We start from the raw sequence: 16794 nt of genomic DNA, 5'->3' as shown, positions 1-16794 counted from the left end.
CGGGCGGGTCTCGATCCCTCTCGCGATTTTGTGTGGCGGACTGAACAAGCAGCATGCGCAAACCACCCGCCGTGAGTTGTTGGTCTCCAATGCGCAACACCGGAGCCTTGGGGTCGCCGGCATCCATCGCTTCGTCGAAGGCCTTGCGATCAAGCACGAGACTGCCAGGCGGCAAGGTGGCGTCGTCTTCCAGGTCGGTCAAAGTCTGTCTCCGCCTCTCCGCAAGCAGGCGGTTTCGGAGTACGCCTCGAACTTCCCTCAGTGGGCGTGTGCCGGCGGGTAGAATTTTCTGGACATAGAACAGGTGGACGCCATCACGCGTCACAAGCGGTGCGCTGGGCACGCCTTCCTCGAGGCTGAAGACAACCTCATCCAGCGCTTCCGGCAATTCGCCGCGCGTCAGCCAGCCGAGCGAGCCTTGCTTGTGACGAGTTTCCGAATCCGAATTCTTCGCCGCCAGGTGCGAAAAACTTTCGCCGCCGAGAACGCGCATGCGCAAGGCTTCGGACTCGGCACGAGCAGCGTCTGCAGAGCCATCAGGGCCGAGGCGCTTGTACAAGTAGGAGACGGAACGGCGCTCAGGCTGTGAAAACTCGTCATGCGCCGCGTCGTAGGCCGCCTGGATTTCGCTGGGTTCGATGCGCTCCGCATCGGGATGCAGGGCCAGGATGCACAATTGAGTGCCTATGCGAGTCTCGATGTCCACGCGCGCGCCGCGAAACCCTTGCTCGTCGATCACGCCAGCCTTGCGTGCTTCCGCGCGCAGCAGGTTGTCCATCGCCAATTCACGGGTTTGCTGCTCGAACCAGGCATCGAGATCCGCACCAGGCTTCGGACGTTCGCTTCGCGGCAGCGAGAGTATCCGTGCATCGACATCCTCCACGGATATTTCGTGCCCGTCGTAGCGCGCCACGAGTTTCGCCGAATCCGAACTGGGAGAGGGTTCGCTGGTGGGAGCCGGGGGCTGGCACGCGCACAGCAGAACAATCATCGCGAGAGTCAGCGAAATTCGTATCGTCACAGGGGAGTGTCCCGGCGTCAGCCATGCAGCAAGACCCGAGACTCTAGCTGCCGCCGAATACGCCGGTCAACTTCAAGGCGCGCCGTGCAAATGCAACTGCACACGGCGCATGTCCGCGCAGTCGGGTCAGCGGGCTGATCATCGGCACAGAAAAGCTATAGTGTCGGCCCTGCACGTTTGGCCGGACCCGACCAGGAACAATCATGCATCCATCCGAATCCAGGGCGACGCTTCTCAAGCGGCGCAATATTCACGCCGCACGCATGCGTGCAGATCACGTAGCGCTGACGCAGAAGGCTGGCGTTATCCGCATTGTCGGCATGGCGCCAACGTGATCCGGATCCTGTTGCTTGTGCTGTTTCTCGGTTCGTGCGCGACAGCCATCGCCGAACCGGCGACGAACGCTAGACGCATGATCGTGCTTGGCGTCGACGGACTTGATCCCGTCATGCTTCGCGAACTCATGAATGAGGGGGCAACTCCGAATTTGCGCCGACTTGCCGACTCGGGCGGCTTTGAGGCGCTGGGTACCAGCATTCCGCCACAAAGCCCGGTGGCATGGTCGAGCTTCATCACCGGAATGGATCCCGGTGGTCACGGCCTGTTCGATTTCATTGCGCTTGACCGCGAAACGATGCTGCCCTATCTGTCGGCCGTACGCGTGGAGTCCGATGGCGCAAAGCCGATTCAGTTTGGACGCTGGCAATTGCCTGTCGGCGGCGGTGAGCTGAAGCTGCTGCGTGACGGTCGCGCTTTCTGGCAGCTTCTCGAAGAGCATGGGGTGCCTGCGACAATCTTCCAGGTGCCAGCGAACTATCCGCCAGTCCAGGCCGGAGAGGCTGCCTTGTCGGGAATGGGAACACCTGACCTGCGCGGCACCTCAGGAACATTTTCCTATTACACCGACGATGCCTCGATGATTGCGGGGCCGGTGTCGGGCGGCATCATCGAGCGGGCCACGATCAAGGATGGCTTGCTGTCTGCCTCATTGACCGGCCCCTCGAACGTGCTTCTCGCTGATGAAAGCCCGGTGCGTGTCCGGTTCACCGTGCGAACCGATCCGGCCAACCCGGTGTTGCTTTTCAGCATCGACGGGCAGCGCCGGATCCTCCAGGTGGGCGAGTGGAGCGACTGGATACCGGTCCGTTTTCCGCTTCTGCCAGGCATCATCGAAGTGTCGGGGATGGTCCGGGTATATGTGAAGCAGATAGCACCGCATTTCGGTCTATACATCAGTCCGATCAACATTGATCCGCGCGATCCGGCCCAGCAGATTTCATACCCGGTCAACTATGCTCCCGAACTGGCTGAGGCCAGTGGACCGTTTTACACGCAGGAAATGCCCGAGGACACCAAGGCGCTGTCTGCGCAGGTATTGAGCACGGCCGAGTTCCTCGACCAGACGGAACTGGTGATGGACGAGCGCCGGCGCTTGCTGGATGCCGAACTCGAGCGCTTTCGCAAAAACCCGGGCGACCGCTTCCTGTTTTTCTATCTGAGCACGGTTGACCAGCGCAACCACATGCTGGCCAGGGAGAGTGATAGCACAGCGCCGGATTACGATCCGGACACGCCCGAGGTCCTGCGCGATGCCATGCGTGATACCTATCGCGAGATCGACGAACTGGTAGGTTCGGTCATGCAGGGACTTGAGCCGGGCACGACCTTCGCGGTGATGTCCGATCACGGCTTCGCTCCATTCCGTCGCGGCGCCAGCCTGAATGCATGGCTTGAACAACATGGATATCTGAAGCTTCTCGACCCATCCCGGCGCGACCAGCTCGACTGGCTCGAGGGAATCGACTGGAAGCAGACACGCGCATTCGGCCTCGGACTGAACGCGCTATATCTCAACGTACGCGGCCGCGAGCGCGACGGCATCGTGGAGCCGGACGCCCGCGCGCGTCTCTCTCGCGAAATCGTCAGGCGACTGGGCGACTGGCACGATCCTGAAAACGATGAGCCGGTCGTCACCCAGGCGGTCTTGCGCGAGGACGTCTATCACGGCCCCCACGTCGAAGATGCGCCCGACATCATTGTTGGTTATGCACGTGGCTATCGCGCCTCATGGGATACCGCGACAGGCAAGGTCGCGACCACTCTGCTTGAAGACAATGCCGAGGCCTGGAGCGGCGACCACTGCATGGACTCGCGAACGGTGCCCGGCGTCTTGCTGGTCAACCGGCCACTGAAGGCTTCCGGGGATCTGCGCGACCTGCCGGTGACCATTCTTGATTATTTCGGCATCGCGCCTCCTGCGGAAATGCAAGGTCAGGCGCTGTGGTGATCAAAGCAGGTGACACGGTTGAATCAGCGACAATCGATGCCCGCCACATGCAGGCATGTTCGCCGACGCCCGACAGAAAAGCCGCCGAAGCACTGCTCCGCTACTCGCCAGGGTTGAACACGCGCAGGTCGGTTTGGCCATGTGGATAGCCGCTCTCAATAGCGCGATGTCCGTCGGCTTCGATGCCTGGTTGTTCCTGCTCGGCGCTCTGCCGCATTGGATGCAGATTGGCGCGACCGCGACGCTGGTTGCATTCTGGCTGCTGTTCGCGAGCCACGCGTGCGGGCTACCGCCGACGAGGATACGTTCCCGTGTCCTTGGATGCCTGGCGATCCATTCAATCGGCCTTGTGCGCTACGAGCAGGATCCCGGTGCCCCGCAGCCGTCGAGATGGCGACAACTGCACAACACGCTGCGCCATTTTGGATTGCCGTTGCTGCCGTTTTTCGCGATGTGCCTGCCGGTTGCACTTGTTGTCGTGCAGATCGAATCGCACTTTGGCTGGCGCGCAACGCATCCGGACGAGCCGTTGATCATCAGCGCAAGCCTGCCAACAGACGCGTCGGTCGGAATGGTCATTAGCAAGCGCAAATTGGCGCTGGAACTTCCCGCTGGACTCGAAAGTGGCGCGCCGCCACTGCGACTCGACGACGAAGCTACGATCGTCTGGCGTGTCAGCGCGACAGCTCCCGGAACCTATCCTATTCGCCTCAAGCTCGATGACAGCGAAACGGAAGTCGACGTACTCGTGGGCGAAACCCGTGCCGCGCTGTCCACGCAGCACCGCCGTCCCGGCGATTGGCGCACACTCGCGTTTCCGGCTGCGAAACCGCTGGAGCGGGGCTCGGCATTTCAGGTCGTGAGAATCGACTATCCGCGACGAGCCGATGGATTACTCGGATTTACCATCTCGACTTGGCTGCTGCTCGGCCTTGCCTTCATGTTCGCATTCGGTTTTCGATCAATGCTGGACAAGATGGCCTGACGTTCGTCGCTACCCCGCCCACGGGCTCCTGATCTGTCCGAACACATGACAGGCTGCGACAGCCACCAGGCTCGCACGACTTGGGCAACCATGGGATGGCATGATGAGCGCAGGTCGCCGCGCAATTGGCGAACTCGCGGTTACTCCGGATGAAACTTGCAACATGATCGACATCCCATTTCCATGGATATTCACATGACCTCGTCCGAATTTCGAAGCGGATTGTTCAACCCTCTCGCGCTACTCGTCGTTGTGTTGCTGGCACCCGCTCTGCAGGCACCAGCAGTAGCGAAGGAGTCCTCGCCAACGACGCGCAACGCCGAAATCCTGACGCTTAAAAACACCGGGCTCGCCTATCTTGAGGAAGACAAGAACGCCGAAGCGAAAGAGGCTTTCCGAAAGCTGGCAGAGCTCGTGAATGACGATCCATTGCCTGTCGCCAACGCGGCCGTCGCTGCACTCAGAAGCGGCAACACGGCAGCGGCCGACGCATTTCTGACCAAGGCTGTCGCACTGGCTCCGGACCGATCGGATGTGCTCATGATCGGTGCCGCCATCGAGACATCAAAGGCAAACGAAACGGCTGCACGCAAGGCCATGGCCAAGGCTGCGCAAGCCTCGCCACGCAACCTCGAAGCAAGATGGCGCTGGATCCGTTCCGCAGACAATGATGCGGAGGTCGATCCCGATGCCGCGATCCGCCGGCAATACCTGACGGAAATCCTCAGCGTATCGCCAAACAATCTTCCTGCTCTGCTCAAGCAGGCCATGCTGCAACTCGAGGGCGCGGACACGGCGGGAGCGTCGGCAACGCTGGTTACCATTCAGTCGGTGCTGGCTCCGGCCGATGAAAAGGTCGGTGACTACCTGACCCAGAGCATCAAGGCGCTGCAGGCGGGTGACACGAAGTCGTCACTTGGCAAGCTGCGAATCGTCGAGAACCTGCTGCGTGTCAGTGATCGCTATCTGGCTTCTCTGGCCGAGTTGTATACCGATGTCATCGGACTGCCGTTGACTTCATTTGGTGCGGAATTCGAAGCCTCGCTGCGCCCCGGAGCCGCCAAGCCGATCGCGGTGGCATTCGAACTACGTCCGACCATTGAGGGAAGCCCGACGGCGACGGGATTATTGCGACGAACCGATTGGAAGAATCGCGGCGAAGCCGACATCTACGATGTACCAAAACCCTACAGCGAGGTCGCGTTCATCGACTTCGACAACGACGGTGATCTTGATGTGTATCTGTATGGCGCGGATGCACCGGACCAGCTGCTGCGCAACAATCTCGACGGCAGCTGGACCAACGTGACTGCCGCTACCGGAGATGCCGGATTCACGAGTGTCCGGGTTTCCATCGACGACTTCGATCGCGATGGCGATCTCGACCTCGCCTGTGTGACCGGCGAGGGAACGCTCGTCGTGCGCAACAATCAACGACAGGGTCGCTTCGAGTCGATTGATCTCAAGCTTGCCAAGGCGCGAGATGTGGCAGCGGCCGATCTCGATACCGATGGCTGGCCGGATCTGGTCGTGGCAGCCAGCGGTGGCCCGGTTCTGTTGCTCAACAAGGGCGACGGCAGTTTCGAACGCTCAGCGGGGGGCGATCTGGTCCACCTGCCGGCAAAATTCCAAGCGGATCGTGTCGCCATCGCGGATCTGGACAACGACGGCTTTCTCGATCTGGCATTCGGCGGCGCATCCGGTTTGCGGTTGTTCCGCAACGCGGGATTGCGCACGTTCACGACCTGGGACATTGCGCCGAAGGGCGTCGGCCAAATCGATGAATTGGTGCCGATCGATTTCGACGCCGATGGTGATATTGACCTGCTCGTGGATACCACCAGTGGTTCGCGCGGGTATGCGAATGTCGGAGGCAATGCCAACGGCTGGCTCGATGTCGAGTTGCAGGGGCTGCCCGTCGCAAGCCAGAAGGTCAATCGACGCGGCGTCGGCTCGCTGGTCGAGATCAAGGCCGGCGATCTTTATGCGGCCAGGACCGTGTCGATACTTCCGACACATTTCGGACTCGGTCGGCACACAAGGGTGGATGTCCTGCGCAGTCTGTGGACCAATGGCGTGCCGCAGAATCTGTTTGACCAGGTTGGAAAGGCAACTGTCGTCGAAGTGCAACGCCTGAAGGGCTCCTGTCCCTTTGTCTACGCCAAGAACGGGAGCACTGGCGAATGGAGTTTTGTTTCCGACGCGCTGGGGCGTGCGCCGATCGGACTGCTCTACGATGGCGTCAACCTTGCCGGCGCCGATCCGCGCGAATGGCTGCTGCTGGCCCCCGGACAACTTGCGCCCGACGCCGACGGACTTCTGCATCTGGACTACACCGAGGAGCTCTGGGAGGCGGTCTACCTCGACATGGTCCACCTCGCGGCGGTCGACCATCCGGCAGGAACGGGTGTCGTGCCGAACGAACGCATGATTCCCGTCCCGACCGAGAAGAAGCTGTTCACCGTGGCAAATCCTCGGCCCCTGCGAGCGGCTTTTGCCGACGGCGTCGATGTGACAACTCTGCTCACGAATGCGGACGGTGATTACGTGGAGCCCGGCGCACCGACTGCCTATCAGGGAGTGCGCACGCCACACGAACTGATCCTGGACTTGGGCCCTGTCGCCGAGGGGCAGTCGGTCGTGCTTTATTTCGTCGGCTGGATCTTCTACTCAGACACTTCGATCAACGTCTCGTTGTCGCAGCGCTCGGATATCCGCGCCGAGCCGCCCGTTCTCGAAGTGCCAGACGGCGCGGGCGGGTGGCGAACAGTCATGCCCTCGATGGGATTCCCCGCCGGAAAAACCAAGATCATGCCACTGGATCTGACCGGGCTGCTGGCCCCGGGCGACCCTCGCGTGCGCATCCGCACAAGCCTGGAAATCTGGTGGGATCAGGTCTATGCAACCGTGGATGATCCCCCCGTGCCCACGCTCTGGACCGAGCTCGAACCCGCCAGGGCAACGCTGGCATGGCGTGGGTTCTCGCGCGGATATCGTGCGACACCCAATGGCCCAGAGTTGTTCGATCACGATATCGTCGACACCGATCCGCACTGGATGGATATTCCTGGAAAGGCGACGCGCTACGGAGACGTTACCTCGCTGCTTCGCGACACCGATGACGAGCTGGTCGTATTTGTCGGCGGTGACGCCATCCGCCTGGAGTTCGATGCAAATGAACTGCCGCCCCTGCCTGTTGGCTGGATTCGCGACTGGGTGGTTGTGTCCGATGGATGGGACAAGGACTTCGACAAGAACACAGTGACCGGTACCACGATCGCGCCGTATCCGTTCCATGCAATGAGCGGCTATCCGTATCCGGACAGCGAATCACTGCCGGACAACGCCGCACGCGCGCATTCCCGGTGGACTACGCGCGAGGTGACGCCCGCCGGTTTCATGTTACGGGTGCGCGACCATGGCGGGCCTCCATTGCGCTGATCAGTACTCAGGGAGCTGTACGCAGTGGCGATTCCCGAATCACCCAGCGGTAGCGTCCGGGTGCGAGGTTCAAGGCTTGTTGCTTCGAGCCGTCCGGCCACGTGACATCGATGCTGTCGATGGTTTGCGCCGCACCGAGGCCGAAGCTCAGCGCCGGCTCGGACGCCGAGGCATACGAGCGCGCAGAGCGAACCTGTTCGGTGTGTGCCTCGCCGGCTATCGTCGCCACCACTCGCGTACCAAACGCACTTCGGTTGACGGATGCTCCGTCGCCCTCGAATTCGATGCGCACGACCTTGTCGGCGGCATTCTCCAGTTCGTTGAGATACAGGTGAGCGGGGCCGCCGTTCTCGACGAGCACGATATCCAGGTCACCGTCACCGTCGATATCGGCATAGGCTGATCCGCGTCCGACAAGCGGCACTGCAAAGTCCGTACCCGCCTGTGCGCTCGCGTTGGACATGAGTCCATCGCCATTGTTCCAGTACAGGGCGGGAGGCTGGCGGAACGTCACTTCCTTCTGCACGTTCTGCACGCTGTCTTCAACGTGGCCGTTGCAGAACAGCAAGTCGGGATGACCATCGAAATCGTAGTCGAAGAAGAACACGCCAAACGTGAGGTCGAGGAACGAGCTGCGGGCAACGCCGGCCGACATCGACCGGTCGAGAAACACATCGCCGTTGTCAGTCCAGTAAAAACTCTTGGCCTCGTTCGAGAAGTTGCCGATCGCGAGCGCCGACCCGCCGGCGAACGCGTCAGCCCAGTCGATTCCCATGGCTCCGCGTGATCGCCCCGCCTCGTCCACGGCGATGCCGCTCTCGAGCGCGACGTCGGTAAACGTGCCATCGCCATTGTTGCGGAACAGGTTGTTCGGGGTCGTGTCATTCGAGACAGCGAGATCGATACGGCCGTCGCCGTTGTAGTCCCAGGGTGCAACGCCAAGGGCCTTGGCCCTCGCGCTGGCGATGTTCGATGTTTCCGACACATCCTCGAAGCGGCCATCGCCCAGGTTGTGGAAAAGACGCGAGCTCGTTTCGGTGTAGCGTTCCGGTGTGCAGTAGCTCTTTTTACTGCCGTCCAATGAGCAAAAAAGATCGGCATCCGGCGACCATTCGACATAGCGAGCCACGAAGAGATCGAGCTTGCCGTCCGCGTCGTAATCGAAAAATGCTGCCGATGTGCCCCAACCCGGTACCTCGACCTCGGCGCCTTCGGTGATGTCGAGGAAGTGACCGTTTTCGTTGCGCAGCAACCGGTTGCCGCCGTAGGCGCTGAGTCCGGTGATGTAGAGATCGGTCCAGCCGTCATTGTCGAAGTCGCCACTGGTGCCGCCCATGGCGTAGATCGCCTGGTCCAGTCCTGCTTGTTTGCTCACGTTGGTAAAACGCGGCACGCCATCCTCGCCATTGCCCTCGTTGCGGTACAGGGCCAGCGAGCTCGGCTGCTGCGTGACGGATGCAGATGTCGGGTCCGGCCAGTTGGTCGAGGAAACAAGGAGGATGTCACTGCGACCATCGTTGTCGAAATCGAGGATGACGGCGCCGCCACCCATTGTTTCGGGCATCCACTTGTTGCCTGCGGCACCATTCACATGGCTGAAGTCCAGGCCGGAAACTTCACTGACGTCGCGAAACTGCACGGCAGTCGCCCTTGCTTCCTGCACCGGGGCAATAGGAGCCGGCGGCGTGTCTTCTACCGGGTCCTGGCAGCCAGCAAGGTTGAGCACGGAGAGGCTGGCGAGTGCGATGGCGAATGCGCGTGGAGTGGAAGGTTTCACGTCTTCTCCCTTGTTCGGATATCAGTCTGCAGGACGCTTGGCCTGCCGGGTCGGTGGACGATCATCCTTCAGCGTGGTTTCGCCATACGGAACGGTGCCCTGGTATTCATATCCGGATGGTCCGATTTCCCTGATCCAGTCAGGTGCAGGAGGGGCCACGGGCTCGACATTGTCATGTACATGTACCGGCAGCGATTCGCGGTTGGCGAACGGATGATCGCGCCGGTACCCGGCCATGACGGACGCCGCGGTTTCGTCATCCTTGTGATACTTGTACCAGCGTTCCTCGACAGCCGCTTCGTCCTTCCTGCCGAGCGCCTTCAGGGAAAGCATCGCGGTGTAGTGCCCTGTCAGGTCTTCCGGATCGACGTCGAACACGCGGTCAATCGATTCGAGCGCGTCTTCGAAGCGGCCCAGCAGGAACTGCACGCGGGCCACCTGGTTCCAGACCGCGCGATCACGCGGGAACTGCTTCGTCACGACAAGCAGTTCCTCCAGCGAGGTTTCAAGCTGACCGCGGTCCTTGGCCAGCATGGCCCGGAAGAAGCGCGTTTTCGCCCAGCCTGGATGTCGCCGCTCGGCCTCGTCGAGCGCATGTTGTGCTTCTGCGAAATCACCTTCCTTGAGCAGGGCGCGGGCGCGATTGAGCGGGCCGTCCGGCTGGTCCGGCGCCAGGCTCGCTGTCGTTTCCCACGCCGCTCCGGCACCCTTGAGGTCGCCCTGCAGGAACAATCCAATGCCGTAATCGTTCCAGCGAAGCCAGAGCGGATCGGAGTTGGCGCGTTCGCCGACATCGTCGGTGGGTCTCGAGGCCACGGAATCTGCCACTCTCGAATCGGATACGGGTAGTGTCACGCCATCCTCCGAGAGATCGGTAACCGGAAGGGCGGGTGCATTCGGACCCAGCGCGAAGATCGCGAAGTCGCGCGAGAACTTGCGATAGTGCACGCCGGCCTTCAAGGTGATGCTGCCAATGGCGTCGTCCGGCACCTTGAAGCGGTAGTGGACAACGCGCGCTGCTCCGGGTGGAATGGAGTTGTTGTAGAGCGTGGCATGGATGTCGGTCGGCTGACGCCGATCCATTTGTCGGGAATCGCGATCGAGGATCAACTGGCTCAGGCGATCGGCAGATTGATCCAGACGTCCGTCTGCACCCAGGCTGCCACTTTCCATCAGCGTACGATCGGCGTTCTTGGCATTGAATGACACCCAGGTCTCATTCGAGTCGGCGGTGCCATTGGTGTAGGAATGGCCGAGTCGGCGTGTGCGTACAACGACTTCGACGTCTACGGTTTCTCCGGGATGCAACGTCGGCAATGCCGGTCCGATCGGCAAGACCTGACCGCCACGGCGGATCGCGAACAGGTCAACCGTAACTGCTCCGGTCAGGAAATCCCTGATGAACTGCTCGCCTTCGGCATCGCCTTCGATGAACCGCAGCGCGGTGTTTGCCGCAGGGAAGGCGTGGTCATGCAGCTTGCCGTCGCGCGCTCCGAATTCTTCGGCCGGGTACGCTGGCAGATGGCAATCGCGGCAACTCCTGGGGGCAGGCGGATCGTAGAACGAGGCGACGGCTTCGCCGGAAACGCCCGAAGCCTGCCAGCTGTCGTAGTGGTTCTGGCCACGCAACCATTTGTACTCGTTGAAAGAAGGGAGCAGTGCCACCTTGTGGCAGGTCGAACAGAATTCGGGCGTTCGCATGAATGGCTTCATGAAAGTCTTTCGATGCAGGGAAGGCTCCATCCGGATCAGCAGCTTGTTCACCTCGCGCAGGTATTTGTTGTCGCTGAAGGCGAACGGATACTGCGTGGACTCTTCGATGACGTAGGAGGCATTCCCGGAGAGGTCCTTGATCTGCGTGATCGAGTGACAGGACATGCAGGTGAGGCCCTGTTGCGCCTCGAAATCGTCATAGCTGAATTCGTGCAAGGTGGCCTTGCCCATCTTTCCGGAAAACAGCACCACTGGATCGTGGCAGCCCGCACACCATTTGGTTTTTTCGCGACCAACACGGTCTGCCGTGAGCTCCACCGAGCGACGATAGAACGGGTTGTTGAACGAACTGAGCCGGTGTGCGCTTTTCTCCCAGCGTTCGTAAGTCCGTGGATGGCATTCCCGGCAATACTCGTTGTCTGAAAGCCGGACCGGATCGATCAGGCCCTGGTCGAATGTTTCCGCAGAGGAAGGGAAATACTGCGTATCACCATCCTGGTTGACGATCCGCTGCGGAGGCTTTTCAAGATACTGGTAGATCGCCATGACACCGAGAAACATGGCCACCGATACAGCCGAAATCAGAACGCTGCGAAAGGCCATGTGATGTGAATGCGCGCGACGATGCAGAATGAACGCAATGATCGCGGCAGGGAAGGCGAGCACGTGGATCAGATATACCGCGCGATTCTCGATCGTGGCCCCTTGCCACGTCATGATCAGTCCGGTGGCGGCGATCAGTAGCGCCAGAGTCGCGACAGACAGGCCAGCCACCTTGGCGCGCCGGTTGCGGGTGCGGAACATGCGCCTGGCATGACTGATGACAAACGTGAACAACGGTACCGTCAGCAGCAGTCCCAGTACCAGGTGGAGCAGCAGCATGCTCATGAAGAACGCCGAGTAGCGCGTAAATGCGAGCAGGTAGATCGAGTTGGCGGCCATGACGCCAAGCGGCAACAACAACCAGCGATACAACGTTCGTTGCCAGGGCCGAAGCGCGCCGGAAACGGCGTTGCGGGACGACTGGGGTACTGGCGTTCCGGAGCGGTTCGGGGTCATTGTTCTTGCTTTGCTGGGAACGGGCACGCCAGTGGTCCGCCGGTTGCATTCCCGGGTTCATGCAGCCGGGGTCTGGAAAAGGCGGCGAACATGAGTCCGCAGGCAACCGACATGGTCGCGTGGCAGTGCGGCACTATAGTGTGACAAGCCGGGCAGAACAAAACTGACCCGCTCCCCGGGAAGGTCGACGTCGGGCGCAATGGCATGGCGCGCACTTCGCAGGAGAAGGATGCGCGCGCCCGGTGCGAGGTTCGCGGATCAGGAGATCAAGCGCGTGCAGGGGCACCACGAATGCAGCTGCAAGGACGACTGGGTGTCGTCGCTGGCACACGATTTCGCCAGTGCGCTAATCTTGCGCGGATGTGCGAGCGCACGGAAAGCGAAGCACAAGACGAACCGGGTGACGATTCACAACATGCTCAAGCCTGTCAATCGACGAGGAGTCGGCAGATTCTCAAGTGGCGGTTTTATCCGATGCCGGTACACGCGGCGGCTCGATGGCCGTCAGATATCGCTGTCGTTCGCATTCGCCGCGTGTTGGCGGAGTCGGGCTGGCGCATGTCCATGCAATGCTGGAATCGTTGGGGTCGCCGAAAAGTGATGCGATTGCAGGCATCAGAGATGCGCCGGGCAGTACGTCTGTTCTGCGTGTTCCTGTTTTGGGTCTTCGTCGTCGGCTGTTCTCCGTCAACTCCGCAGGGAATTGTCGAGGTTGCGCCGCCCAAGGATCTCGCTGTGCTCGATGTCACGGTGCGCGACCAGTTCGAGGCGATCTGGGGGACTCTGCGGGAGGCCCGCGAAAGCGGCGAAGGACGTGGTATCGCCTGGGGTCGGCTGGGTCAATGGTTTGATGCCTACCGATACGACGACAGCGCCGAACTCTGCTATGCCAACGCGCGCCTGCACGACCCGGAGGAAGCTCGCTGGCCCTACTATCAGGGACTCATTGCCGTGCAGATCGGCGACATCGATCTGGCGAACAGGCGATTTTCCGAAGCTGCACAACGTGCTCCGGACGCGCCGGGACCACAGGTGCAGCTCGGCGACCTGGCTCTCGCACAGTCACAACTGGAAGTGGCGGAATCGCGCTACCGCCTCGCTCTGTCACTCGACGCCGACAATCCCGAAGCCCTGTTCGGGATCGCCCAGATCGCGCTGGCTCGCAATGATCCGAAGTCAGCCCGCGATACGCTCGAACACTTGCTGGTACTGCAGCCCAATGCGTCCCAGGTTCACTATTCGCTGGCTTTGGCATGGGGGCAACTGGGTGACCGCAAGCGTGCCGCACGGCATATGAGCAAGGTGCCTGAGGAAAATGGCGATCAAGTCCGCCTCGCTCTGAACGATCCCTGGATCAACGAACTGCTCGCAATCGATGTTGGGGCAGTAGCACTGACTCGCAGAGCCGTACAAGCGGTCAATCGTGGCCAGCGCGTAGAAGCCGCACTGCTGTTCGGACAGGCGGTAACCGCCGACCCACTGGGTCCCGACAAGCGCATAAACTACGCGAAGGCACTGATTGCCGTCGACCAGGCCAACAGCGCGATCGAGCAACTTGAGCGGGCCCTGGCCTTGTCGAAGGATCAGCCCGAATCTGCATCCCGAGCGCATCTTGCGCTCGCTTCGCTGTATGCGAGGCAGAGGCGAGCCAGTCTGGCCGAGCCCCACCTGTTCGCCGCCCTTGCCAATGATCCCGGATCGGTCGATGGGCACATCCAGCTTGGACGATTGCGCCAGGCTCAGGGGAACCACGAGGCGGCGCTGGCCGAATATGCGACGGTGCGCAACATGGCCGGTGCGAATGCTGAGGTTTGCTTTTGGCATGCCGCGTTGCTCGTGATCCTGAAGCGTCACGATGACGCGCAGAAGGCTATCGAGAAAGATCTTGAGCGCCTCGGCGATGATGCGCATTTGCGGTGGTTGCTGTCGCGCGTTCTCGCCGCCACCCAGGATGTCGGGCCGGAAACGCTGGCGCGCGCGAGCGCGCTGCTGGGCGATGAGAAGAACCCCGATGTATTCTTCGCGGAGACCGCAGCCATGGTGGCTGCTGCGCAATCCCGCTTCGCTGATGCCGAAGCATGGCAACGCGTGGCGATCGATGCACTCGATGGAGAGCGGACACGATTGGCCGCACACATCGCCAGGCGCCGTCTCGTGCTGTATCAGCAACGGCAATCGTGTCGCAACCCGTGGGAAGTAACCGAACGCGTGATCTTCAGAAAGATTGCGGCACCCACCAACCCTGTGCAGGAGACCCCGTGACTCATTGCCGTCCGCGTTTTCATCAGGCTGTCTTCATCACGGCCCTCGCGCTTTCGGCGAATTGCGTCGTTGCAGGGTCCGAATCCGAAACGGCTGCGCCCGCAACAGACAAGCAGACGGGTACGGAATTCATCGATATCGCCAAGCAGGCCGATCTCGATTTCACGCACTGGAATGGCATGACCGGCGAGCACTATTTCGTAGAGCCTGTAGGTTCAGGTGGCGCCCTGTTCGACGCAGACGGAGATGGCGACCTCGATGTCTACCTGGTGCAGGGCAGTCTCCTGAATCCGGTGGCTGGCGATGCCGGTCCAGCAAAGTCCGTGTTTCCGTCGCCAAGGAAAACGGGCGGCAGGATCTACCGGAACGACCTCTCGGTTGCGGCGAACGGAAAAAGGCAGGTTCATTTTACCGATGTGACCGCGGCAAGCGGGCTCAAGGCGGATGGCTACGGAATGGGCGTGGCGACTGGAGACATCGACAACGACGGGCGGATGGACCTGTACTTGACGAACTTCGGCCCCAATCAACTTTGGCGCAATGTCAGCAGCAATGGCAGGATTCGCTTCGAGAGCGTGGCGCCCGGATCGAGTGGTCTCGATGACAAACGCTGGTCGACAAGCGCCTCGTTCGCCGACTTCGACAAGGACGGCTGGCTCGATCTGGTCGCTATCAACTATGTGAAGTTTCGACTGGAGAACCACAAGATCTGTCGTTCGCCGGGTGGCCGCCCGGACTACTGCGGTCCGCAGGCCTACGATGGAGAGAGTGACAGTATCTTCCGCAACCGTGGTGATGGCACCTTCGTCGACGCCAGCGGCCCGGTGGGTATCCTCGATTCCGCGTCCAGCGGGCTTGGAGTCGTCGTGGCCGACTTCGATGTCGATGGCTGGCCCGACATCTATGTTGCCAATGACTTGCGGCGCAACTTTCTCTGGCGCAACGAAGGGGCGTCCAGTGTTGTAGGCCAGCCGGCTCCGATGCGATTCAGCAATGAAGGACTTGAGCGCGGCGTTGCCGTTTCGATGCTCGGCCGCTCGCAGGCTTCGATGGGCGTGATCGCATGCGATCTCGACAGTGATGGCGATGATGACCTGTTCATGACCCATCTCAGCGGTGACACGAACACGACTTACATCAACGACGGGCAAGGCTTTTTCGCCGACGGTTCAGCAGGCAGCGGATTGGGGGCGCCGAGCCTGGGTGTCACCGGTTTCGGCGTCGCCGAGCTCGACTACGACAACGATGGCTGGATGGACATCATGGTCGGCAACGGCGATGTTCGCGTGATCGAGTCCGAAGCTCGTGCCGGCGACCCGTATCCGCTCAGGCAGCCGAACCAGCTGTTCCGCAACAACCATGGCAAATTCATCGACGCAAGCGGCGAGGCGGGCAGCGTGTTCGGGCTCTCGGAAGTCAGCCGCGGGTTGGCTGTTGGCGATATCGACAACGATGGCCTGAGCGATGTGCTTGTAGTCAACAACAGTGGGCCGGTGCGCTTGCTGCACAATCGCAATCGCTCAGGCAACGCCTGGCTGGGCCTGCGCCTGCTGCTTCGGAAGGACGGGCGCGACGCCATCGGTGCGAAGGTGAAGGCAACCCTCGGCGACGACCGCGTGCTCTGGCGCAGGATCGCCACCGACGGCAGCTATCTATCCGCTGGCGATCCCCGCGTGGTGTTTGGACTCGGCAGCCAGAAAGAGCCGGTATTGATCAGCGTCATCTGGCCGGATGGACAAACCGAAGAGTGGAAAGGACTGGCGCTCAACCGCTATCACACACTCGTCGCCGGTCAGGCAACGAAAAGCGAAAGGAAACCGTCGCGATGATGCGGAGCGTCTGTATTTGCGTGGGTCTGGTATTCGCCGCTCCGGTCGTTGCAATGGAAGCTGAAAGTGTCGGGATTGTCGCCACCTGGAATGGCGGCAAGGTCATGCGCGAAGACTATGACAGCTGGCGCACGGCCCTCGAACTCGAGGACAGTCCGGAGGTCATTCACGAGTACATCTTTGTCCAGTCGCTGGCGGAGCTGGCGCGCAAGCGCGGGGCACAGAACGAACTGCAAGTGATGCTCGAGAGCGAAATTTCCCGTCGAAAGATCCTGAGTGCAGCGCTGCGTTCCCGTGCAGTTGCAGAAATCGTGATCACCGATGAGGAGGTCGAAAAGCTGCGCCTGACCTATCCCGAGGCGTTTGTGCGTCCGCGCAAGCTTCTGTTGCGCAACCTCTACAAGAAGCTCGGGGATGATC

The 16794-nt window shown here is 61.1% G+C and carries 10 protein-coding genes; 7 read left to right on the top strand and 3 right to left on the bottom strand.

The window, feature by feature from the left end; genetic code table 11:
- Positions 1-1021 (bottom strand): peptidylprolyl isomerase (locus WBP53_RS17340; RefSeq protein WP_423931004.1); only part of this gene is annotated, 1021 nt, incomplete at its 3' end.
- Between the two features lie 203 nt (positions 1022-1224).
- On the opposite strand from WBP53_RS17340, the gene WBP53_RS17335 reads away from it, so the two are divergent.
- The 4 genes from WBP53_RS17335 to WBP53_RS17320 all read left to right on the top strand — a co-directional run bounded on the left by WBP53_RS17335 (position 1225) and on the right by WBP53_RS17320 (position 7734).
- The gene (locus WBP53_RS17335; protein ID WP_423931003.1) at positions 1225-1356 is read left to right on the top strand and encodes a hypothetical protein; all 132 of its coding nucleotides are present in this window, start codon (positions 1225-1227) and stop codon (positions 1354-1356) included.
- Positions 1353-3308 carry an alkaline phosphatase family protein gene (locus WBP53_RS17330; RefSeq protein WP_423931002.1) on the top strand — a complete coding sequence of 652 codons (1956 nt, stop codon included), beginning with the start codon at positions 1353-1355 and terminating at the stop codon, positions 3306-3308. The genes WBP53_RS17335 and WBP53_RS17330 overlap by 4 nt, the downstream gene beginning before the upstream one ends.
- A gap of 139 nt (positions 3309-3447) precedes the next feature.
- Positions 3448-4293, top strand: a complete 846-nt coding sequence (locus WBP53_RS17325) for a hypothetical protein (protein ID WP_423931001.1) — start codon at positions 3448-3450, stop codon at positions 4291-4293.
- A gap of 195 nt (positions 4294-4488) precedes the next feature.
- Positions 4489-7734 (top strand): FG-GAP-like repeat-containing protein, encoded by a 3246-nt coding sequence (locus tag WBP53_RS17320; RefSeq protein ID WP_423931000.1) that lies wholly within the window; start codon positions 4489-4491, stop codon positions 7732-7734.
- A 7-nt stretch (positions 7735-7741) separates the two neighbouring features.
- Here WBP53_RS17320 and WBP53_RS17315 read toward each other — a convergent pair whose 3' ends face one another.
- Together WBP53_RS17315 and WBP53_RS17310 are read right to left on the bottom strand one after the other, a co-directional pair.
- Positions 7742-9511: a CRTAC1 family protein gene (locus WBP53_RS17315; RefSeq protein WP_423930999.1), complete on the bottom strand. Its 1770-nt coding sequence runs from the start codon at positions 9509-9511 to the stop codon at positions 7742-7744.
- Positions 9512-9532: 21 nt separating this feature from the next.
- Positions 9533-12283: a multiheme c-type cytochrome gene (locus tag WBP53_RS17310; protein ID WP_423930998.1), complete on the bottom strand. Its 2751-nt coding sequence runs from the start codon at positions 12281-12283 to the stop codon at positions 9533-9535.
- A gap of 621 nt (positions 12284-12904) precedes the next feature.
- On the opposite strand from WBP53_RS17310, the gene WBP53_RS17305 reads away from it, so the two are divergent.
- From WBP53_RS17305 to WBP53_RS17295, 3 genes are all read left to right on the top strand, one after another.
- A complete protein-coding gene (locus WBP53_RS17305; protein ID WP_423930997.1) occupies positions 12905-14545 on the top strand; it encodes a tetratricopeptide repeat protein in 1641 nt (546 codons plus the stop codon).
- Positions 14542-16374, top strand: a complete 1833-nt coding sequence (locus WBP53_RS17300; RefSeq protein ID WP_423930996.1) for a CRTAC1 family protein — start codon at positions 14542-14544, stop codon at positions 16372-16374. The genes WBP53_RS17305 and WBP53_RS17300 overlap by 4 nt, the downstream gene beginning before the upstream one ends.
- A partial coding sequence (locus WBP53_RS17295; RefSeq protein WP_423930995.1) for a hypothetical protein occupies positions 16371-16794 on the top strand: 424 nt, incomplete at its 3' end. The genes WBP53_RS17300 and WBP53_RS17295, both read left to right, overlap by 4 nt.

This window comes from Dokdonella sp., from assembly GCF_049593775.1.
In the GTDB taxonomy this organism is placed as follows: Bacteria; Pseudomonadota; Gammaproteobacteria; order Xanthomonadales; family Rhodanobacteraceae; genus Dokdonella.
Note: the sequence above shows the minus strand (reverse complement) of the source record. Positions and strands in the feature narration are given on the sequence as shown.